Annotated in this window: 20 protein-coding genes; 10 read left to right on the top strand and 10 right to left on the bottom strand. The window is 52.6% G+C overall.

Annotated features, from left to right (window positions below; all coding sequences use genetic code 11):
• Positions 1-93 precede the first annotated feature (93 nt).
• The 5 genes from yeiS to yohJ form a co-directional block, all read right to left on the bottom strand.
• A complete protein-coding gene (yeiS, locus tag EAS44_RS09570) occupies positions 94-333 on the bottom strand; it encodes a DUF2542 family protein (RefSeq protein ID WP_000383096.1) in 240 nt (79 codons plus the stop codon).
• 2 nt (positions 334-335) lie between these two features.
• Positions 336-1,055 (bottom strand): outer membrane permeability protein SanA, encoded by a 720-nt coding sequence (gene sanA, locus EAS44_RS09575; protein WP_000920064.1) that lies wholly within the window; start codon positions 1,053-1,055, stop codon positions 336-338.
• A 149-nt stretch (positions 1,056-1,204) separates the two neighbouring features.
• Positions 1,205-2,089, bottom strand: a complete 885-nt coding sequence (gene cdd, locus EAS44_RS09580; protein ID WP_000553553.1) for a cytidine deaminase — start codon at positions 2,087-2,089, stop codon at positions 1,205-1,207.
• A 129-nt stretch (positions 2,090-2,218) separates the two neighbouring features.
• Positions 2,219-2,914 carry a CidB/LrgB family autolysis modulator gene (yohK, locus tag EAS44_RS09585; RefSeq protein WP_000968208.1) on the bottom strand — a complete coding sequence of 232 codons (696 nt, stop codon included), beginning with the start codon at positions 2,912-2,914 and terminating at the stop codon, positions 2,219-2,221.
• Positions 2,911-3,309 carry a CidA/LrgA family protein gene (gene yohJ / locus EAS44_RS09590; protein WP_001295452.1) on the bottom strand — a complete coding sequence of 133 codons (399 nt, stop codon included), beginning with the start codon at positions 3,307-3,309 and terminating at the stop codon, positions 2,911-2,913. Before yohJ ends, yohK begins: the two co-directional genes overlap by 4 nt.
• A gap of 238 nt (positions 3,310-3,547) precedes the next feature.
• Between yohJ and dusC the strand changes: the two genes are divergently transcribed.
• Positions 3,548-4,498 carry a tRNA dihydrouridine(16) synthase DusC gene (dusC, locus tag EAS44_RS09595; RefSeq protein ID WP_001264872.1) on the top strand — a complete coding sequence of 317 codons (951 nt, stop codon included), beginning with the start codon at positions 3,548-3,550 and terminating at the stop codon, positions 4,496-4,498.
• Between the two features lie 387 nt (positions 4,499-4,885).
• Here the strand turns inward: dusC and yohP are convergent, their stop codons facing one another.
• Positions 4,886-4,969 (bottom strand): small membrane protein YohP, encoded by an 84-nt coding sequence (gene yohP / locus EAS44_RS25865; protein ID WP_000691708.1) that lies wholly within the window; start codon positions 4,967-4,969, stop codon positions 4,886-4,888.
• 223 nt (positions 4,970-5,192) lie between these two features.
• Here yohP and mdtQ point away from each other — a divergent pair, with 223 nt between their 5' ends.
• Positions 5,193-6,629, top strand: coding sequence for a multidrug resistance outer membrane protein MdtQ (mdtQ, locus tag EAS44_RS09605; protein WP_001078166.1), 1,437 nt, complete (start codon positions 5,193-5,195; stop codon positions 6,627-6,629).
• 52 nt (positions 6,630-6,681) lie between these two features.
• Positions 6,682-7,443, top strand: a complete 762-nt coding sequence (gene yohF, locus EAS44_RS09610) for an SDR family oxidoreductase (protein WP_000079563.1) — start codon at positions 6,682-6,684, stop codon at positions 7,441-7,443.
• A 119-nt stretch (positions 7,444-7,562) separates the two neighbouring features.
• Here yohF and yohD read toward each other — a convergent pair whose 3' ends face one another.
• Positions 7,563-8,141 carry a DedA family protein gene (yohD, locus tag EAS44_RS09615; protein WP_001297891.1) on the bottom strand — a complete coding sequence of 193 codons (579 nt, stop codon included), beginning with the start codon at positions 8,139-8,141 and terminating at the stop codon, positions 7,563-7,565.
• Positions 8,142-8,310: 169 nt separating this feature from the next.
• Here yohD and yohC point away from each other — a divergent pair, with 169 nt between their 5' ends.
• Positions 8,311-8,898, top strand: a complete 588-nt coding sequence (gene yohC / locus EAS44_RS09620; RefSeq protein WP_001295454.1) for a Yip1 family protein — start codon at positions 8,311-8,313, stop codon at positions 8,896-8,898.
• Between the two features lie 173 nt (positions 8,899-9,071).
• Complete coding sequence (pbpG, locus tag EAS44_RS09625; protein ID WP_001362798.1) at positions 9,072-10,004, top strand: D-alanyl-D-alanine endopeptidase; 933 nt, start codon at positions 9,072-9,074, stop codon at positions 10,002-10,004.
• Between the two features lie 38 nt (positions 10,005-10,042).
• Here pbpG and dld read toward each other — a convergent pair whose 3' ends face one another.
• Positions 10,043-11,758: a D-lactate dehydrogenase gene (gene dld, locus EAS44_RS09630; RefSeq protein ID WP_000097372.1), complete on the bottom strand. Its 1,716-nt coding sequence runs from the start codon at positions 11,756-11,758 to the stop codon at positions 10,043-10,045.
• Between the two features lie 195 nt (positions 11,759-11,953).
• Here dld and bglX point away from each other — a divergent pair, with 195 nt between their 5' ends.
• From bglX to yehW, 5 genes are all read left to right on the top strand, one after another.
• Positions 11,954-14,251, top strand: coding sequence for a beta-glucosidase BglX (bglX, locus tag EAS44_RS09635; RefSeq protein WP_000871492.1), 2,298 nt, complete (start codon positions 11,954-11,956; stop codon positions 14,249-14,251).
• 189 nt (positions 14,252-14,440) lie between these two features.
• Positions 14,441-15,358, top strand: a complete 918-nt coding sequence (osmF, locus tag EAS44_RS09640) for a glycine betaine ABC transporter substrate-binding protein OsmF (protein WP_001131270.1) — start codon at positions 14,441-14,443, stop codon at positions 15,356-15,358.
• Positions 15,359-15,364: 6 nt separating this feature from the next.
• Positions 15,365-16,522 carry a glycine betaine ABC transporter permease YehY gene (gene yehY, locus EAS44_RS09645; RefSeq protein WP_000220855.1) on the top strand — a complete coding sequence of 386 codons (1,158 nt, stop codon included), beginning with the start codon at positions 15,365-15,367 and terminating at the stop codon, positions 16,520-16,522.
• A complete protein-coding gene (gene yehX, locus EAS44_RS09650; protein WP_000569345.1) occupies positions 16,515-17,441 on the top strand; it encodes a glycine betaine ABC transporter ATP binding protein YehX in 927 nt (308 codons plus the stop codon). Before yehY ends, yehX begins: the two co-directional genes overlap by 8 nt.
• 4 nt (positions 17,442-17,445) lie before the next feature.
• On the top strand, positions 17,446-18,177 hold the full coding sequence (gene yehW, locus EAS44_RS09655) for a glycine betaine ABC transporter permease YehW (RefSeq protein ID WP_000783132.1): 732 nt from the start codon (positions 17,446-17,448) through the stop codon (positions 18,175-18,177).
• Here yehW and yohO read toward each other — a convergent pair.
• Positions 18,158-18,265 (bottom strand): protein YohO, encoded by a 108-nt coding sequence (gene yohO / locus EAS44_RS09660; protein WP_001216963.1) that lies wholly within the window; start codon positions 18,263-18,265, stop codon positions 18,158-18,160. The two genes, yehW and yohO, sit on opposite strands and share 20 nt — an antisense overlap.
• A gap of 59 nt (positions 18,266-18,324) precedes the next feature.
• A complete protein-coding gene (gene mlrA / locus EAS44_RS09665; protein WP_001240394.1) occupies positions 18,325-19,056 on the bottom strand; it encodes an HTH-type transcriptional regulator MlrA in 732 nt (243 codons plus the stop codon).
• Positions 19,057-19,081: the final 25 nt, after the last annotated feature.

Genomic DNA, 19,081 nt, shown 5'->3' on the forward strand with positions numbered 1-19,081 from the left:
GATTCACAAATAGCTGCGGTTCAGAATGTTATATCCGCAGCTTATTGAGTGAAGTAATAATTATTCTCAATAATTAACAGAAAAGGGAAAATATTAACGATAGAAAATAAGATAAACAATCATGCCGATAGATAAAATTCCGAAGCCGATATATGCCACCATATAAGCGAAGAAGAGTCCGGGATTTTTCGCTCGCCAGACATACACCGGTTCCGGTGCATTTTTAACCCGTTTATCAATCGCGCCTGCGCGCCAGCCTTTCCATGCTTCGCGGAAACAAAATATCGGGATAAGGAAAAAAACGGCAACGACAAAAAACTGCTGTACATCCATAACTACTTTCCTTGTTTCTTTTGTAATTCAAGTAACTGTTCGGGTGTGACGGCGGGATACCCCTGCGCATCTTCCGGCACCTGGTGCATAGCCGGAATAGGGACCAGCGGCCCTAAAAAACGCGGTTCACGTTTAAAAATATAAAGGTCAGCCAGCGCACCGAAACGGGCGGCAAATTCGCGAATACGTACTGACAGCATATCTTTCGGTGACGGTACGGCATAACACTGAGCCTGAATCCCCATATGCAGCGCAATAAATAATGCCCGCTCACAGTGGAAACGTTGGGTGATAATAATGAAATCATTAGTATCGAAAACTTTGCGTGTACGCACGATGGAATCCAGCGTACGAAAGCCTGCGTAATCGAGAACAATATCTGATGGGTCGACACCAGCTGCGATTAAATCTTTGCGCATGGTCATCGGCTCATTATAACTTTGCAATGCGTTATCGCCGCTCAGTAATAGATAATTTACCTTACCGCTGTTATAGGCATTAATCGCTCCTTGAATGCGGTAGCGATAATACTGATTAATTACGCCAGTCCGATAATATTTTGCTGTGCCGAGCACCACACCGACCTGGCGGTAGGGGAGATCCTGCAATTCGTCGTAGATATAAGGCGCGGTTTTCCAGCTCATCCAGCGATCGAGGCCGAGCACAGTCAACAGCAGCAAGCCGATCAGGACTAACAGGCTGAGGAACACGCGCTTTAACATGCAGGAGACTCGATCTAAGGAAAATTTCCATCAGGCTACTTTACCCGCTGGTTTTGCGCAAGAAACGGCAAACTGTTTGCCGGGATTTTCGACACCAGGAAAGGGCTGGCAAGCCGGACAAGGCGTTCACGCCGCATCCGGCACCAGGCTTAAGCGAGAAGCACGCGGTCGATATTGTGACAGCCGAGAGCTTTCAGCGTTGCGGAGGTGGCATCCCACTGAATCAACGGCGCATCGGCTTTTTCTGCCAGAACCGCGCGCTGGATATCCGGGTAATCATAACCCTTGAGATTCAACAGAATTAACGCCCCCTGCAACGGCGGCAGAGTCGGGTTGAATGCGGCGTTTTCAGCGTAGCTGCCGCTGAAAATACGACCGTCTTTACATTCCAGCGCGACACCGCTTGGCGACTTACTGTAAGGCATGTGCGAACGGTTTGCCGCCGCAATCGCCGCCTGAGAAAGCGCATCACCAGTCAGCGCATAGCCGTGATCCTGCTCGTCCATCAGCAGCGTTTTAATCTCCAGATCTTTCGGCCCAAAGGCATCCGGTAGATAGTCACGCAGCGCGTGTGCCTCGCGTCCCGGAAGATGAATACGCAGATCCAGACCGCTGTTCAGTTCATTCATAAACTGACGGCAGTGACCACAAGGCGTGTAGTTAACGGTGATGGCTGCAAGCGCTTTTTCACCACTCAGCCAGGCGTGGCTGATCGCGCTTTGTTCGGCATGAACGGTTTGCTGCATTGTCGCACCAATAAATTCCATATTGGCACCGAAATACCAGGTTCCGCTCACACCGCGCGCAATTGCGCCAACATTAAAATTCGACAATGGCGTACGCGCACAGGCTGCCGCCAGCGGAAGTAGTGCGAATGCCAGCGCGTCTTCGTCCAGCCCCGTTGCGCTCTTCAGCGATGAGACTTGCTCCCCGGTCAACAAAGCGGGGAAGTACTTGTCTGCCAGAATAGGTTCCAGTGCAGATTGCAAGTTATCCGCAAGTTGGGCAAAAGCGGTTTGAAAACGTGGATGCATGGCGTTGCCTCATAATCATGTAATGGGATAACAGTTTACGAACCCGTTATGGCTTTATATGTGATCTGAATCTCATTAATTATGCAACGCGTGAAACTTACATCAAAAATGCGCGACGCATCGCAAATTTTAGCCCATTACTGCCAGAATAATCGGGAAAAGGAACGGTGCGATCAGCGAAGTAATAATCCCGCATAACACCAGCGCCAGCGAACTAAATGCACCTTCCTGATAATCCAGCTCGGCGCAGCGCGCCGTACCGAGGGCGTGCGAGGCTGTGCCCATTGCCAGACCGCGCGCAGCTTTGGTACGAATACGCATCGCATTAAGCAATGTATGGCCAAACACAGCGCCGAGGATGCCGACGAAAATCACGCAAACTGCGCTGATTGCCGGAATACCGCCAATACTGCCGCCAACCGCCATTGCAATAGGCGTGGTAACTGATTTCGGCAGGATTGACGCGGCGATTTCCGGTGAAGCGCCCATCAACAATGCCACGGAAGTCCCCGTCACCATCGCAACCACGCTGCCGATAAAACAGATGGTGATGATCGATTTCCAGCGCGCGCGGATCTGGTGTAGCTGCTCATATAAAGGATAAGCCAGTGCGACGACCGCCGGTTGCAGCAGATCGTTTAGCACTTCGCTACCTTTAAAGTAGCTGTCGTAAGAGATGCCAGTCAGCATTAAAAAAGGAATGATCACCACCATTGCTACCAGCAACGGGTTAAGCAGGGGAAACTTATACCGTGCCGCCAGTTTGCGGGCGGCAAAAAAGACAATCAACGTCAGCGGTAATGACCACCAGATATTCGCCATCATTCTTCTGATCCTTTCTGACCTACGACTTTACGTTCACCGTGCACCAGTTGTGAACTCCAGCTCACCACCAGAAAAACCACCAGCGTACTGACTGCACAGGAAACCACTACCGGACCAAACTGTGCGCGGAGCAAATCAAAATATTGCATGACGCCTACGCCAATCGGCACAAACAATAGCGCCATATAGCGAATCAGTACGTAGCACCCCGGATTGACCCATTTCGCCGGAAGAATTTGCAAGGCCAGCAGGACAAACAGGATCAGCATCCCGATGATGCTGCCCGGAATGGTTACCGGTAGCAGGGAAGCAATGAAAATGCCTGCATACAGGCAGGCATAAATCAGGACGAAAGCGCGTAAATATTGCCAGATAATGTTCAGTGTCTTACTCATAATCAACACCCCAGATGAGATGGATTCATCATACAATTAATTCGTAAAACGTGCTACCGATCACATTAAGAAATCAGCGCTTATTTTTTCGCTCCCCGGTATTACGCAATGCGCAGCGAACTCAGGCATACATCAAGCATAGAGAGGGATTGCAGTTTGCAGCAATCCCTCTTTGCAGACCTTTAATCCGTTGACCGGAGGCGCTAACATAGCGCCTCATTTTTTTGCGGGTGATGATATGCGTGTGTTACTGGCTCCGATGGAGGGTGTACTTGACTCTTTGGTGCGGGAATTACTGACCGAAGTTAACGACTACGATCTGTGCATCACCGAGTTTGTCCGCGTGGTGGATCAACTGCTGCCAGTAAAAGTCTTTCATCGCATTTGCCCTGAGCTACAAAATGCCAGCCGGACACCATCCGGTACGCTGGTGCGCGTGCAGTTGTTAGGGCAGTTCCCACAGTGGCTGGCAGAGAACGCCGCCCGTGCGGTGGAGTTAGGCTCCTGGGGCGTGGATCTTAACTGCGGCTGCCCGTCGAAAACGGTTAACGGTAGCGGTGGTGGGGCAACGTTACTGAAAGATCCTGAACTCATCTACCAGGGTGCAAAAGCGATGCGCGAAGCTGTACCGGCGCATTTGCCTGTCAGCGTAAAAGTGCGTCTGGGCTGGGACAGCGGTGAGAAGAAATTTGAAATCGCCGATGCGGTTCAACAGGCTGGTGCTACGGAGCTGGTAGTACATGGGCGGACAAAAGAGCAGGGTTACCGCGCGGAACATATTGACTGGCAGGCGATTGGCGAGATTCGCCAGCGGCTTAATATTCCGGTGATTGCCAACGGTGAAATCTGGGACTGGCAGAGTGCGCAACAATGCATGGCGATCAGCGGCTGCGACGCAGTGATGATTGGTCGCGGGGCGCTCAATATTCCCAACCTGAGCCGTGTGGTGAAATATAACGAACCGCGAATGCCGTGGCCGGAGGTGGTTGCTTTGCTGCAAAAATATACCCGTCTGGAAAAGCAGGGCGATACCGGGTTATATCACGTTGCGCGGATTAAACAGTGGTTGAGTTATTTGCGTAAAGAATACGATGAAGCAACGGAATTATTTCAGCATGTTCGGGTGTTGAATAATTCCCCTGATATTGCAAGGGCTATTCAGGCCATTGATATCGATAAGCTGCGATAATAGTGGAATCGCAGCTTATCTGAGACAATGAATCGCTTATTCAGCTTCATCATCTTGTTGCGCTCCTTTCATGAGCTAAGCCACATATTGCCACTGGCGCAAGGAGCGCGCAGGGGGAGGACAATCGCCTCCTCCCCCTGCACCCCCGGGCTCTGGCGAACAAAATCGCCGCTGCGCGGTACCTTCAGCTTATCCCCTTCGGCTACCGGATCGGGCGCGAGGTAACGTCCTTGTAAGACGCGCCCTCAGCCCACATCCATGTGGGCTGCCCCGGCCTTCGGGGAACGCTTCAGCGATTTTGACGCCACCAACACCGGAGCTGTTTGCAAATCAAGTACACAAAATATCGAGTTACTGACCTGACAACTTATATGCCATATCTGATTTTTAAAATATCATCTTAAATACGCCAGTCACCACCAGTAGCCCAATCAGGAAAATAATCAATACAGCCCAGAGTATAATTTTCATTGGCGTTCCTTTATTTGTGAGTGCTGAATAAGTATAGGAAAAAACGAAGCCCTTTGCCGTTATCCATAAACGATTAAGATAAATCGAAAGATATCATTCACTTAGTGTATATTTTTCTGGATATGTCGTTTTATTGCTACTGATGTATTGCCACGCGAAACTAAAAAATATATCGCAACACACGGTAATCTCCGCGCACCTTTTCTTACCTGATTATTCCCCCATGAATCGTGATTCCTTTTATCCCGCCATCGCCTGTTTTCCGCTGTTACTGATGCTGGCCGGGTGTGCACCTATGCATGAAACCCGCCAGGTGTTAAGCCAGCAAACGCCCGCTGCACAAGTTGACACCGTATTACCCACGGCGCTGAAAAATGGTTGGCCAGACAGCCAATGGTGGCTGGAGTATCACGATAATCAACTCACTTCCTTAATTAATAATGCACTACAGAGCGCACCGGATATGCAGGTGGCTGAACAGCGCATTCAGCTGGCTGAAGCCCAGGCGAAGGCAATTGCCACTCAGGATGGTCCGCAGCTCGACTTTTCTGCGGATATGGAGCGGCAAAAAATGTCGGCAGAAGGGTTAATGGGGCCGTTTGCTCTGAACGATCCGGCCGCAGGTACGACCGGTCCGTGGTACACCAACGGTACTTTTGGCTTAACGGCGGGCTGGCATCTCGATATCTGGGGAAAGAATCGGGCGGAGGTTACTGCTCGCCTGGGTACGGTTAAAGCACGGGCGGCGGAACGCGAGCAAACCCGCCAATTGCTGGCTGGCAGCGTAGCCCGCCTGTACTGGGAGTGGCAAACCCAGGCGGCGTTAAACACGGTCTTGCAGCAAATCGAAAAAGAGCAGAACACCATTATCGCGACCGATCGCCAGCTATATCAGAACGGGATTACTTCTTCAGTTGAAGGTGTGGAAACCGATATTAATGCCAGCAAAACCCGGCAGCAGCTCAACGATGTCGCGGGTAAAATGAAAATTATTGAGGCACGGTTAAATGCACTCACAAATCACCAGACAAAGTCACTGAAGCTTAAACCGGTCGCGTTGCCGAAAGTGGCAAGCCAGCTTCCTGATGAACTGGGGTACTCCTTACTGGCGCGGCGGGCAGATTTGCAGGCGGCGCACTGGTACGTTGAGTCATCGTTAAGCACTATTGATGCGGCAAAAGCGGCATTTTATCCTGACATCAACCTGATGGCCTTCCTGCAACAGGATGCGTTGCACTTAAGCGATCTGTTCCGTCATTCCGCGCAGCAAATGGGCGTTACGGCAGGCCTGACGCTACCCATTTTCGATAGTGGTCGTCTTAACGCCAACCTCGATATCGCAAAAGCCGAAAGCAACTTGTCTATCGCCAGCTACAACAAAGCGGTGGTTGAAGCGGTGAATGACGTGGCGCGGGCAGCCAGTCAGGTTCAGACACTGGCGGAGAAAAACCAGCATCAGGCGCAAATTGAGCGCGATGCCTTGCGTGTAGTAGGTCTTGCGCAGGCCCGCTTTAACGCGGGCCTCATTGCTGGTTCCCGGGTCAGCGAAGCCAGAATCCCGGCGCTGCGTGAGCGGGCCAATGGCCTGTTATTGCAAGGGCAGTGGCTGGATGCCTCCATTCAACTCACTGGTGCGCTGGGCGGGGGGTACAAACGCTGATGATATGCGCCTTCTATACTTAACGTTTGTTGAGCGTTAAGTGGAGAACTCGATGGCACAGGTCGCGATAATTACCGCCTCCGATTCGGGGATCGGCAAAGAGTGCGCGTTATTACTGGCGCAGCAGGGGTTTGATATTGGCATTACCTGGCACTCAGATGAAGAAGGGGCAAAAGATACCGCGCGTAAGGTGGTTAGCCATGGCGTACGTGCGGAGATCGTGCAACTGGATCTCGGCAATCTACCAGAAGGTGCGCAGGCGCTGGAGAAACTTATTCAACGGCTGTGGCGTATTGATGTGCTGGTGAATAATGCGGGCGCAATGACCAAAGCGCCGTTTCTTGATATGGCTTTCGATGAGTGGCGCAAGATTTTTACCGTTGATGTCGATGGTGCATTTTTATGCTCGCAAATTGCTGCCCGCCAGATGGTGAAGCAAGGGCAGGGCGGTCGCATCATCAACATTACATCGGTACATGAACATACGCCGCTGCCGGATGCCAGCGCCTACACAGCCGCTAAACATGCGCTCGGCGGGTTAACCAAAGCAATGGCGCTGGAGTTGGTCAGGCATAAAATTTTGGTGAACGCAGTCGCACCTGGGGCGATCGCCACGCCAATGAACGGCATGGATGGCGGCGACGTGAAGCCCGACGCGGAGCCTTCGATTCCCTTGCGACGTTTTGGCACAACGCATGAGATTGCCAGCCTGGTGGCCTGGCTATGTTCCGAAGGCGCCAATTACACCACCGGGCAGTCGCTGATTGTCGATGGCGGTTTTATGCTGGCAAATCCGCAGTTTAAGCCGGAGTAGCGCAATGAGGTGAGTGGTTATTTCATTGGGTTAGGCCAGATAAGACACGCCAGCGTCGCATCAGGCATGGTGCACCGGATGTCGGATGCGGCGCGAACACCTTATCCAGGGCAATAGTTTTACGCCTGATGATCCGGCTTTTTCTTCCCGCGCCGTTTCAGCCACCAGCGCACGCCTACCACCAGAACCACGACCAGAATCAACCAGACCCAGTGCTTCAAATGCTGGTCGAGATTGTGCAACCACGGCGCAATCACCTGCCCACCAGCGTAACCGATAGTGGTAAAAATCAGCGACCAGGCAAATGCGCCGAGAATATTCAGCGGCAGAAAGATTTTCGGCGGCAGCTGGCTGGCACCAATCAGCGTCGGGCCAATGACCCGAAAGCCATACATAAAACGCGTACCAATGACAAACAGATACGGATGGCGTTGGATAAGTTTCTGCGCCCGCTCAATTTTATCCTGATGTTTCGAGAAACGGCGTAACAGCTTGCCGCCAAACCGCCGCCCGCACAGATAAAGCACCTGGTCGCCAATCATGCCGCCAAGCGCCACAGAAAGTACCACCAGCGGGAACTTTAATAGCCCCTGATGTGCCGCAACGCCTCCCAGCAAAGTCACGGTTTCACCTTCCGCCAGGCTACCGATCACCAGCGCGGCATAACCATATTGTGAGATGAGTGTATTGAGATCCATAGGACAGTCTGTCTCCCTTTGCTTGCCTGTAAGCATACACCCTGTGAATCATTCACGCTGAAAAAGGACGTACATCAGACGGTGCAAATTACATGAGCGAACAAAAAATAATCACAAGCTGACTTATACTTGAACTGTCAGGTTCATGAACTCACAACAAGGGGGCGGTATGAGCCATGTCTGGGGACTGTTTTCCCATCCCGATCGTGAAATGCAGGTGATTAATCGCGAAAACGAAACGATTTCTCATCACTACACCCACCACGTTTTGCTGATGGCGGCGATTCCGGTGATTTGCGCCTTCATTGGCACTACACAGATTGGCTGGAATTTTGGCGATGGCACTATCCTGAAGTTATCCTGGTTTACCGGACTGGCGCTGGCTGTCTTGTTTTACGGCGTTATGCTGGCTGGGGTTGCGGTGATGGGGCGGGTCATCTGGTGGATGGCGCGTAATTATCCGCAGCGTCCGTCACTTGCGCACTGCATGGTCTTCGCGGGCTACGTTGCAACTCCGCTGTTTTTAAGCGGTCTGGTGGCGCTTTACCCGCTGGTCTGGTTGTGTGCGCTGGTCGGCACGGTGGCGCTGTTTTACACCGGCTACCTGCTGTATCTCGGTATTCCGAGCTTCCTGAATATCAACAAAGAGGAAGGACTTAGCTTCTCCAGTTCGACACTGGCGATAGGCGTGCTGGTGCTGGAAGTGCTGCTCGCCCTTACCGTTATACTATGGGGCTACGGTTATCGTTTGTTCTAGAAAGTTCTTTTGCGCTGCATTGCTGGCGTAAATGTCAGCAATGCAGCATTTCCTCACGATTCTTCTTTGACGATCGCACTTTTTGCTCGTTATGATGGCGTCGCTAGCCTCAGTAAATCCTTACTCCGGCGGTGCGCAACCCGTGCGCGTGAACCACTATCTGAATGCTCATCATGCCGAAATTTCGAGTTTCTTTATTTAGCCTGGCCCTGATGCTGGCTGTGCCTTTTGCACCGCAGGCCGTTGCGAAAACGGTAGCCGCTACCACCGCGTCACAACCGGAAATTGCCTCCGGTAGCGCGATGATTGTTGATCTGAATACCAACAAAGTGATCTATTCGAACCACCCGGATCTGGTGCGTCCGATTGCGTCTATCAGCAAATTAATGACCGCGATGGTTGTGCTGGATGCACGACTGCCGCTGGATGAAAAACTAAAAGTGGATATCAGCCAGACGCCGGAGATGAAAGGGGTCTATTCGCGCGTAAGACTGAACAGCGAAATCAGCCGTAAAGATATGCTGTTGCTGGCGCTGATGTCTTCAGAAAACCGCGCGGCGGCAAGTCTTGCGCACCATTATCCCGGTGGTTACAAAGCCTTTATTAAGGCGATGAACGCGAAAGCGAAATCGCTCGGAATGAACAACACGCGCTTTGTTGAACCAACCGGATTGTCGGTGCATAACGTTTCAACCGCCCGTGACTTAACCAAACTACTCATTGCCAGCAAACAATATCCGTTGATCGGGCAGTTAAGTACTACCCGGGAAGATATGGCAACCTTCTCTAACCCGACGTATACGCTGCCGTTCCGCAATACTAACCATCTGGTGTATCGTGATAACTGGAATATTCAGTTAACCAAAACCGGTTTTACCAATGCGGCGGGCCATTGTCTGGTGATGCGCACGGTTATCAATAATAAACCGGTGGCGCTGGTAGTGATGGACGCGTTTGGCAAATATACCCATTTTGCCGATGCCAGCCGCCTGCGTACCTGGATTGAAACCGGTAAAGTGATGCCTGTTCCGGCAGCAGCGTTGAGCTATAAAAAACAAAAAGCCGCCCAAATGGCGGCGGCGGGGCAGACGGCACAGAACGATTAAATGAAGTACGGATGGCGATACTCTGCCATCCGTAATTTTTATTTCACTTCCTGCCAGTTTTTCCGCTTACTGGTTTTACCAATCCCCGGATTCATACTGTTGGTCGGATCGTTCTCGCGATAAAACTTCTGCAACGTTTCCGGTGCTTTATACAAATGACCGACGTTATGCTCGGCAGGGTATTGCGCGCCGCGCTGCTGTAGCAGTTCCAGCATCTGTTCTTTCAACACATGCACATCCACGCCTTTTTTCACGATGTAATCCTGATGGAAGACATAGCACATAAAATGGCCATAATAGAGCTTGTGCACCAGCTGGCTGTCGATCTCCGGCGGTAAATGCTCATACCATTCGGTGTCGTTACGCCGCAGAGCGATATCCAGCGCCAGAATGTCTTCGACTTCATCGGAATGCACAGCCTGATAACGAATTGCTGCGCCCGCAGCGGCGAAACGGTGTAAAAACGCTTTGCTGCCTTCCTCCGGCGTACAGACAAAGAAATCGCCCTCGGCCTGTTTGAAATAATCCACTAGCCACGATTTTGCTTCACCGACGCCATCGCCCGCCATTTTTAACAGCAGATGATGCTCGTATTTATCGCGCCAGTTTTTCATGCGCGGCGGTAAATGGCTGGGGAACAGGTGACCGAATTTTTGCATTGCACGGTCGGTAAAATGCGGACGGAAGAATTTCACTTTCTCCAGCATCGCATCGGTGCGTCCCTTGAGATTAAAGAAGAACGGCATCTTGTCGGTGCCTAACTTATCAATCATCAGGAAGGTGTCTTTGCCGTATTTTTCCGCAATATCGTAGATATCCCGGTGCATATATTCCCCGGCAACCGGCAGATTTTCGAAATTAGCCAGAATATGACGGCGGATTTCGGTCAGCACTTCCGGCTGGTTGGTGCCGATATAAAACACCTGCTGATTTTTTTCCGCTTCGAAGGTATCAAGACGTACTGCAAAGACGGCCAGCTTCCCTGCGCAACCAGAAGATTCAAATAACCGATCCGGATCAGCGTTATAACGTGCGGGCGTGTCGGCTTCAATATCACGAACGCGGTGGACATAGTCATAATCGTGGGCGTGACGACCATCGTGGCGCACATCGTCATCTTTGATGCGATCGTCATCCAGCTTGCTAAGGATCTGCTCCGGCGTTTCGCCCAGATCAATCCCCAGATGGTTCACCAGCGTCAGTTTGCCATCTTCATTTATACGCGCGAATAATGACATTTCGGTATACGCCGGGCCACGTTGCACCAGCGAGCCGCCCGAGTTGTTACAAATACCGCCGATGACCGATGCGCCTATACACGATGATCCAATCACTGAGTGCGGTTCGCGTCCCAGCGGTTTGAGGGCTTTTTCCAGTGAATAGAGCGTGGTGCCCGGATAGGCCAGCACTTGTTCGCCCTTGCCGAGAACGTGCAGCTTGTCGAGACGCAGGGTGCTGATGATCACGATATCGCGATCATAATCGTTACCGTTTGGCGTCGATCCTTCGGTCAGGCCTGTATTGGCAGCCTGCATCAGAATAATTTTGTCAGCGGTGACGCAGGCTTTCAGCACCCGCCACAATTCCAGTAGTGAGCCAGGGAAAACGACAGCCAGCGCGTCGCCCTGACCAGAACGGAAGCCCTTGCGATAGCGGGCCGTTTTGGCGGGATCGGTGAGCAGGTGTGAATGACCGACCAGACGGGCAAGTTCATTCAAAAAGGCTTTATTATCAGTTGTTGTCATGGAAGACATTTTCCACTCCTTGTGGTGGCGAAAAAATATCACAAACTAGAATAGCGCCTTGTATGACAATTCAGCGAGTGAATATTTTGAAAATTCAGACAATAAACTGAGCATTCTTTTTCTCTCTCCATCATGCTTATGGCAAACTACGGTTTTTGCACCATTTTCGCTGCCACGTCGGGCAACAAAGGAAGAAAAATCCATATGAAATGGCTATGTTCAGTAGGAATCGCGGTGAGTCTGGCCCTGCAGCCAGCACTGGCGGATGATTTATTCGGCAACCATCCATTAACGCCCGAAGCGCGGGATGCGTTCGTCACCGAACTGCTTAAGAAAATGACAGTTGACGAGAAAATTGGTCAGCTGCGCTTAATCAGCGTCGGCCCGGATAACCCGAAAGAGGCGATCCGCGAGATGATCAAAGACGGTCAGGTTGGGGCGATTTTCAACACTGTAACCCGTCAGGATATCCGCGCCATGCAGGATCAGGTGATGGAATTAAGCCGCCTGAAAATTCCTCTTTTCTTTGCTTACGACGTGCTGCACGGTCAGCGCACGGTGTTCCCGATTAGTCTCGGTCTGGCTTCGTCTTTTAACCTCGATGCGGTGAAAACAGTCGGGCGTGTCTCTGCTTATGAAGCGGCAGATGATGGCCTGAATATGACCTGGGCACCGATGGTCGATGTCTCGCGCGATCCGCGCTGGGGACGTGCTTCCGAAGGTTTTGGCGAAGATACGTATCTCACCTCAATAATGGGCAAAACCATGGTGGAAGCGATGCAGGGTAAAAGCCCGGCAGATCGCTACTCGGTGATGACCAGCGTCAAACACTTTGCCGCATACGGCGCGGTAGAAGGCGGTAAAGAGTACAACACCGTCGATATGAGTCCGCAGCGCCTGTTTAACGACTATATGCCGCCGTACAAAGCGGGGCTGGATGCAGGCAGCGGTGCGGTGATGGTGGCGCTGAACTCGCTGAACGGCACGCCAGCCACCTCCGACTCCTGGCTGCTGAAAGATGTTCTGCGCGACCAGTGGGGCTTTAAAGGCATCACCGTTTCCGATCACGGCGCAATCAAAGAGCTGATTAAACATGGCACGGCGGCAGACCCAGAGGATGCGGTACGCGTGGCGCTGAAGTCCGGAATCAACATGAGCATGAGCGACGAGTATTACTCGAAGTATCTGCCTGGGTTGATCAAATCCGGCAAAGTGACGATGGAAGAGCTGGACGATGCTGCCCGCCATGTACTGAACGTTAAATATGATATGGGATTGTTTAACGACCCATACAGCCATTTGGGGCCGAAAGAGTCTGACCCGGTGGATACCAATGCCGAAAGCCGCCTGCACCGTAAAGAAGCGCGTGAAGTGGCGCGCGAAAGCCTGGTGTTGCTGAAAAACCGTCTCGAAACGCTGCCGCTGAAAAAATCTGCAACCATTGCGGTGGTTGGCCCGCTGGCAGACAGCAAGCGTGACGTGATGGGAAGCTGGTCGGCGGCAGGTGTCGCCGATCAATCTGTTACTGTGCTAACAGGGATTAAAAACGCCGTCGGTGAAAACGGTAAAGTGCTGTATGCCAAAGGGGCGAACGTTACCAGTGACAAAGGCATTATCGATTTCCTGAATCAGTATGAAGAGGCGGTCAAAGTTGATCCGCGTTCGCCGCAAGAGATGCTTGATGAAGCAGTGCAAACCGCGAAACAATCTGATGTGGTGGTGGCTGTGGTCGGTGAAGCTCAGGGGATGGCGCACGAAGCTTCCAGTCGTACCGATATCACTATTCCGCAAAGCCAACGTGACTTGATTGCGGCGCTGAAAGCCACCGGTAAACCGCTGGTGCTGGTGCTGATGAACGGGCGTCCGCTGGCGCTGGTGAAAGAAGATCAGCAGGCTGATGCGATTCTGGAAACCTGGTTTGCGGGGACTGAAGGCGGTAATGCAATTGCCGATGTATTGTTTGGCGATTATAACCCGTCCGGCAAGCTGCCGATGTCCTTCCCGCGTTCTGTCGGGCAGATCCCGGTGTACTACAGCCATCTGAATACCGGGCGTCCGTATAATGCCGACAAGCCGAACAAATACACTTCGCGTTATTTTGATGAAGCTAACGGGGCGCTTTATCCGTTCGGCTATGGTCTGAGCTATACCACTTTCACCGTCTCTGATGTGAAACTTTCTGCGCCGACCATGAAGCGTGACGGCAAAGTGACGGCCAGCGTGCAGGTGACGAACACCGGTAAACGCGAAGGGGCCACGGTAGTACAGATGTACTTGCAGGATGTGACGGCTTCCATGAGTCGCCCGGTGAAGCAGCTGAAAGGCTTTGAGAAAATCACCCTGAAACCGGGCGAAACTCAGACCGTCAGCTTCCCAATCGATATTGAGGCGCTGAAGTTCTGGAATCAACAGATGAAATATGACGCCGAGCCTGGCAAGTTCAATGTCTTCATCGGCACTGATTCCGCACGCGTTAAGAAAGGCGAGTTTGAGTTGCTGTAATTTTCGATGTTTGTAGGCCGGATAAGGCGTTTACGCCGCATCCGGCAAGAAACGCCGGGCAAAATATGCCTTTTAAGTATTTATCTGATTCTGCAACTGAATCCGTCCGCTCAGGCTAACTCCGCCATTATCAACTATGCTTTTCTCTTAATTCGCTGAAAACAACAGTAAAAGAATGAGGAAAGCATCATGCCACTCTCAAAGGTCTGGGCAGGTTCACTGGTTTTGTTGGCAGCCGTGAGCCTGCCGCTACAGGCGGCTTCCCCCGTTAAGGTTGGTTCAAAAATCGATACGGAAGGCGCGCTGCTCGGCAATATCATTTTGCAGGTGCTGGAAAGTCACGGCGTTCCTACGGTAAATAAAGTGCAGCTGGGAACGACTCCCGTAGTGCGCGGGGCGATCACTTCTGGCGAGCTGGATATCTATCCGGAATATACTGGCAATGGCGCGTTTTTCTTTAAAGATGAAAACGATACGGCATGGAAAAACGCGCAGCAAGGCTATGAGAAAGTCAAAAAACTCGATGCAGAGCAAAACAAGTTAATCTGGCTGACGCCCGCGCCTGCAAATAACACCTGGACCATCGCCGTGCGTCAGGATGTGGCAGAGAAAAACAAACTCACTTCGCTTGCCGAGCTGAGTCGTTATCTGAAAGAGGGTGGCAACTTCAAACTGGCAGCCTCGGCAGAGTTTATTGAACGCGCCGATGCCTTACCCGCGTTTGAAAAAGCCTATGGCTTTAAGCTCGGTCAGGATCAGTTGCTGTCACTGGCCGGTGGTGACACGGCGGTGACGATCAAAGCCGCTGCCCAGCAAACTTCTGGTGTTAATGCCGCAATGGCTTACGGCACCGACGGCCCGGTTGCGGCGCTGGGGCTGCAAACCTTAAGCGATCCGCAAGGCGTGCAACCTATCTACGCGCCTGCGCCAGTGGTGCGTGAGTCGGTGCTGAAAGAGTATCCGCAAATAGCACAGTGGCTACAGCCAGTCTTCGCCAGCCTCGATGAAAAAACATTGCAGCAGCTGAATGCCAGCATTGCAGTGGAAGGACTGGATGCCAAAAAAGTGGCAGCCGACTACCTGAAACAAAAAGGGTGGACGAAGTAATTTCCCGTGACTTATTTCCGTATTAATCCTGTTCTGGCGCTGCTGCTGTTGCTGACGGCAATCGCAGCGGCGCTGCCGTTTATCAGTTACGCACCTAATCGTTTAGTTTCGGGTGAGGGGCGTCATCTCTGGCAGCTGTGGCCGCAAACTCTCTGGATGCTGGTGGGCGTTGGTTGCGCCTGGCTGACAGCCTGTTTTATTCCCGCTAAAAAAGGCAGCATTTTTGCACTCATTCTGGCGCAATTCGTCTTCGTATTGCTGGTGTGGGGAGCTGGAAAGGCGGCGACACAACTGGCGCAAAATGGCAGTGCGCTGGCGCGTACCAGCCTCGGCAGTGGTTTCTGGCTGGCTGCGGCGCTGGCACTGCTGGCCTGTAGCGATGCCATCCGCCGAATCTCCACGCATCCGCTGTGGCGCTGGTTGTTGCATATGCAGATTGCCATTATTCCGCTGTGGTTGCTGTACTCCGGCACGCTTAACGATCTCTCGTTAATGAAAGAATACGCCAACCGTCAGGATGTGTTTGACGACGCGCTGGCACAACATCTGACGTTGCTGTTTGGTGCGGTGCTGCCTGCGTTAGTGATTGGTGTGCCGTTGGGCATCTGGTGCTACTTTTCCACCGCGCGGCAGGGAGCGATTTTTTCTCTGCTGAATGTCATTCAGACCGTGCCTTCGATAGCGCTCTTTGGCCTGCTGATTGCGCCGCTTGCCGCGCTGGTTACGGCCTTTCCGTGGCTGGGAATGCTCGGCATAGCAGGAACCGGAATGACACCCGCACTGATTGCGCTGGTGCTCTATGCCTTGCTGCCGCTGGTGCGCGGCGTAGTAGTCGGCTTGAACCAGATCCCGCGCGATGTGCTGGAGAGCGCCAGAGCGATGGGGATGAGCGGGGTGCAGCGTTTCCTGCATGTTCAGTTACCGCTGGCGTTACCGGTATTTCTGCGCAGCCTGCGGGTGGTGATGGTACAAACCGTTGGCATGGCGGTGATTGCGGCGTTAATCGGCGCAGGCGGTTTTGGTGCGCTGGTTTTCCAGGGGCTGCTAAGCAGTGCCATTGATTTAGTGTTGCTGGGGGTGATCCCGGTAATTGTTCTGGCGGTGCTTACCGACGCGCTGTTCGATTTGCTTATCGCACTGCTGAAGGTGAAACGTAATGATTGAATTTAGCCATGTCAGCAAACTGTTCGGCGCACAAAAAGCCGTTAACGATCTCAATCTCAATTTTCAGGAAGGGAGTTTTTCGGTACTGATTGGCACGTCGGGTTCCGGTAAATCCACCACTCTGAAAATGATTAACCGCCTGGTGGAGCATGACAGTGGCGTGATCCGCTTTGCCGGAGAAGAAATTCGCTCGCTGCCAGTGCTGGAGTTGCGCCGCCGGATGGGCTATGCCATTCAATCTATTGGCCTGTTTCCCCACTGGAGCGTGGCGCAAAATATTGCCACCGTGCCGCAATTACAAAAATGGTCACGGGCGCGGATCGACGATCGTATCGACGAATTAATGGCGCTACTGGGGCTGGAGCCAAATTTGCGTGAGCGTTATCCGCATCAGCTTTCCGGTGGTCAGCAGCAACGTGTGGGAGTGGCCCGCGCGCTGGCTGCCGATCCGCAAGTCTTACTGATGGATGAACCTTTTGGCGCGCTGGACCCGGTAACGCGCGGCGCGTTGCAACAAGAGATGACGCGCATACACCGTTTGCTGGGGCGTACCATTGTGCTGGTCACTCATGATATTGATGAGGCGCTACGACTGGCAGAACATCTGGTGTTGATGGATCACGGTGAAGTGGTGCAGCAGGGCAATCCGCTGACGATGCTGACTCGTCCGACGAATGATTTTGTCCGCCAGTTTTTTGGGCATAGTGAACTGGGTGTCCGCCTGCTTTCGTTACGTAGCGTGGCGGATTACGTGCGTCGCGAAGAACGGGCAGAAGGTGAGGCGCTGGCAGAAGAGATGACGCTACGCGATGCGCTTTCTCTGTTTGTCGCGCGGGGATGCGAGGTGCTGCCGGTGGTGAACACGCAGGGCGAGCCTTGCGGCACGCTGCATTTTCAGGATCTGCTGGAGGAGGCGTAATCGTATGAAGATGTTGCGCGATCCGCTGTTCTGGCTGATTGCTCTGTTTGTGGCGCTGATTTTCTGGCTGCCTTACAGCCAGCCGCTGTTTGCTGCCTTGTTCCCACAACTGCCACGACCCGTTTATCAGCAGGAAAGCTTTGCAGCTCTGGCACTGGCTCATTTCTGGCTGGTGGGAATTTCGAGTTTGTTTGCGGTGATCATTGGTACTGGTGCCGGAATTGCTGTCACTCGCCCTTGGGGCGCGGGATTTCGTCCACTGGTGGAAACTATTGCCGCCGTTGGACAGACTTTTCCGCCCGTTGCAGTGCTGGCGATTGCCGTTCCGGTGATCGGCTTTGGTCTGAAACCAGCGATTATCGCCTTGATCCTTTACGGCGTGCTGCCCGTCCTGCAGGCGACACTTGCCGGGCTGGGAGCGATTGATGCCAGCGTGACAGAAGTTGCGAAAGGTATGGGAATGAGTCGTGGTCAGCGACTGCGTAAGGTCGAGCTACCGCTGGCGGCTCCGGTGATTCTGGCGGGCGTGCGAACTTCGGTGATTATCAACATTGGTACGGCGACGATCGCCTCAACGGTAGGGGCCAGCACGCTGGGTACGCCGATCATCATCGGGCTTAGCGGATTTAATACCGCGTATGTGATCCAGGGGGCGTTACTGGTGGCACTGGCGGCGATCATCGCAGACCGCCTGTTTGAAAGGCTGGTGCAGGCGTTCAGCCAGCACGCAAAATAAAGGTATAACCTGCGAGCATGACGCCACCAATTCCGCCTAACGCCATAAACAGGAACAGGGCGATGACCCCAATTTTAGCTATGCGCATAATGCACTCCTTATGTTAACGAAAGGATTGTACAGTAAAGCGCATTTGTTAACGAATCATTAAATGCCGAGTGGGAAAATATCATGGCCTTGTTCCTGCCAACTGGTGAGTTGCTGTTGTTGGGCGGAGGTTCGATTATCACCGCACCATACCAGCAATGTACGGCCTTCGAACAGTTCAGGGCGTAGTTGATTGAGCGAGTGGGCGAGGACATCAATGCGCCATCCTTGTTGACTGGCAATCCAGCCCTCCAGCCACAGACGAGTGGTATCCTGAATATTCCAGCCAACCACCAGTGCATCTTTACCCTGTTTTTTGCGCGCCGAAGCCAGGCAAATAGAGATGTAGTTGATCAGTACGCCGTCGAGGATCGCCAGCAGCGCCTGGAGAGTCGCTTGTTGGCACTGAAGCCGTCGGCGCAGAGGAATAAACAGATGTGTGGTGAGTGTCTGGGCGGGGTAATCCTGACCGCGCTCTTTGATCCACGTTCGCAGGCTATGCAGATTGCCGCTTTGCAGGTAAGTCAGTAATGTTTCTTGCTGATCGCGCCAGCCGTTCTGCACATCAACATTTTCATTACTGAGCAGCATTTTTACTTTGCTGACCTGCACGCCGTTGTCGATCCAGCGTTTGATCTCGCGGATCCGGTCAATATCGGCATCGTTGAACAGCCGATGACCGCCGTCTGTCCGTTGTGGTTTCAGCAATCCGTAACGCCTCTGCCACGCGCGTAACGTGACAGGGTTAATATCACAAAGCAACGCCACTTCACCAATTGTGTAAAGCGCCATCGTCTCACCCTTGCTCGCGAGGTCC

The sequence above is a fragment of the Escherichia coli DSM 30083 = JCM 1649 = ATCC 11775 genome (genome assembly GCF_003697165.2).
GTDB classification, from domain to species: Bacteria; Pseudomonadota; Gammaproteobacteria; order Enterobacterales; family Enterobacteriaceae; genus Escherichia; species Escherichia coli.

Coding starts and splice junctions, on each gene's coding strand:
- yeiS (WP_000383096.1), bottom strand. CDS start 333: ATGGATGTACAGCAGTTTTTTGTCGTTGCCGTTTTTTTCCTTATCCCG.
- sanA (WP_000920064.1), bottom strand. CDS start 1,055: ATGTTAAAGCGCGTGTTCCTCAGCCTGTTAGTCCTGATCGGCTTGCTG.
- cdd (WP_000553553.1), bottom strand. CDS start 2,089: ATGCATCCACGTTTTCAAACCGCTTTTGCCCAACTTGCGGATAACTTG.
- yohK (WP_000968208.1), bottom strand. CDS start 2,914: ATGATGGCGAATATCTGGTGGTCATTACCGCTGACGTTGATTGTCTTT.
- yohJ (WP_001295452.1), bottom strand. CDS start 3,309: ATGAGTAAGACACTGAACATTATCTGGCAATATTTACGCGCTTTCGTC.
- dusC (WP_001264872.1), top strand. CDS start 3,548: ATGCGTGTGTTACTGGCTCCGATGGAGGGTGTACTTGACTCTTTGGTG.
- yohP (WP_000691708.1), bottom strand. CDS start 4,969: ATGAAAATTATACTCTGGGCTGTATTGATTATTTTCCTGATTGGGCTA.
- mdtQ (WP_001078166.1), top strand. CDS start 5,193: ATGAATCGTGATTCCTTTTATCCCGCCATCGCCTGTTTTCCGCTGTTA.
- yohF (WP_000079563.1), top strand. CDS start 6,682: ATGGCACAGGTCGCGATAATTACCGCCTCCGATTCGGGGATCGGCAAA.
- yohD (WP_001297891.1), bottom strand. CDS start 8,141: ATGGATCTCAATACACTCATCTCACAATATGGTTATGCCGCGCTGGTG.
- yohC (WP_001295454.1), top strand. CDS start 8,311: ATGAGCCATGTCTGGGGACTGTTTTCCCATCCCGATCGTGAAATGCAG.
- pbpG (WP_001362798.1), top strand. CDS start 9,072: ATGCCGAAATTTCGAGTTTCTTTATTTAGCCTGGCCCTGATGCTGGCT.
- dld (WP_000097372.1), bottom strand. CDS start 11,758: ATGTCTTCCATGACAACAACTGATAATAAAGCCTTTTTGAATGAACTT.
- bglX (WP_000871492.1), top strand. CDS start 11,954: ATGAAATGGCTATGTTCAGTAGGAATCGCGGTGAGTCTGGCCCTGCAG.
- osmF (WP_001131270.1), top strand. CDS start 14,441: ATGCCACTCTCAAAGGTCTGGGCAGGTTCACTGGTTTTGTTGGCAGCC.
- yehX (WP_000569345.1), top strand. CDS start 16,515: ATGATTGAATTTAGCCATGTCAGCAAACTGTTCGGCGCACAAAAAGCC.
- yehW (WP_000783132.1), top strand. CDS start 17,446: ATGAAGATGTTGCGCGATCCGCTGTTCTGGCTGATTGCTCTGTTTGTG.
- yohO (WP_001216963.1), bottom strand. CDS start 18,265: ATGCGCATAGCTAAAATTGGGGTCATCGCCCTGTTCCTGTTTATGGCG.
- mlrA (WP_001240394.1), bottom strand. CDS start 19,056: ATGGCGCTTTACACAATTGGTGAAGTGGCGTTGCTTTGTGATATTAAC.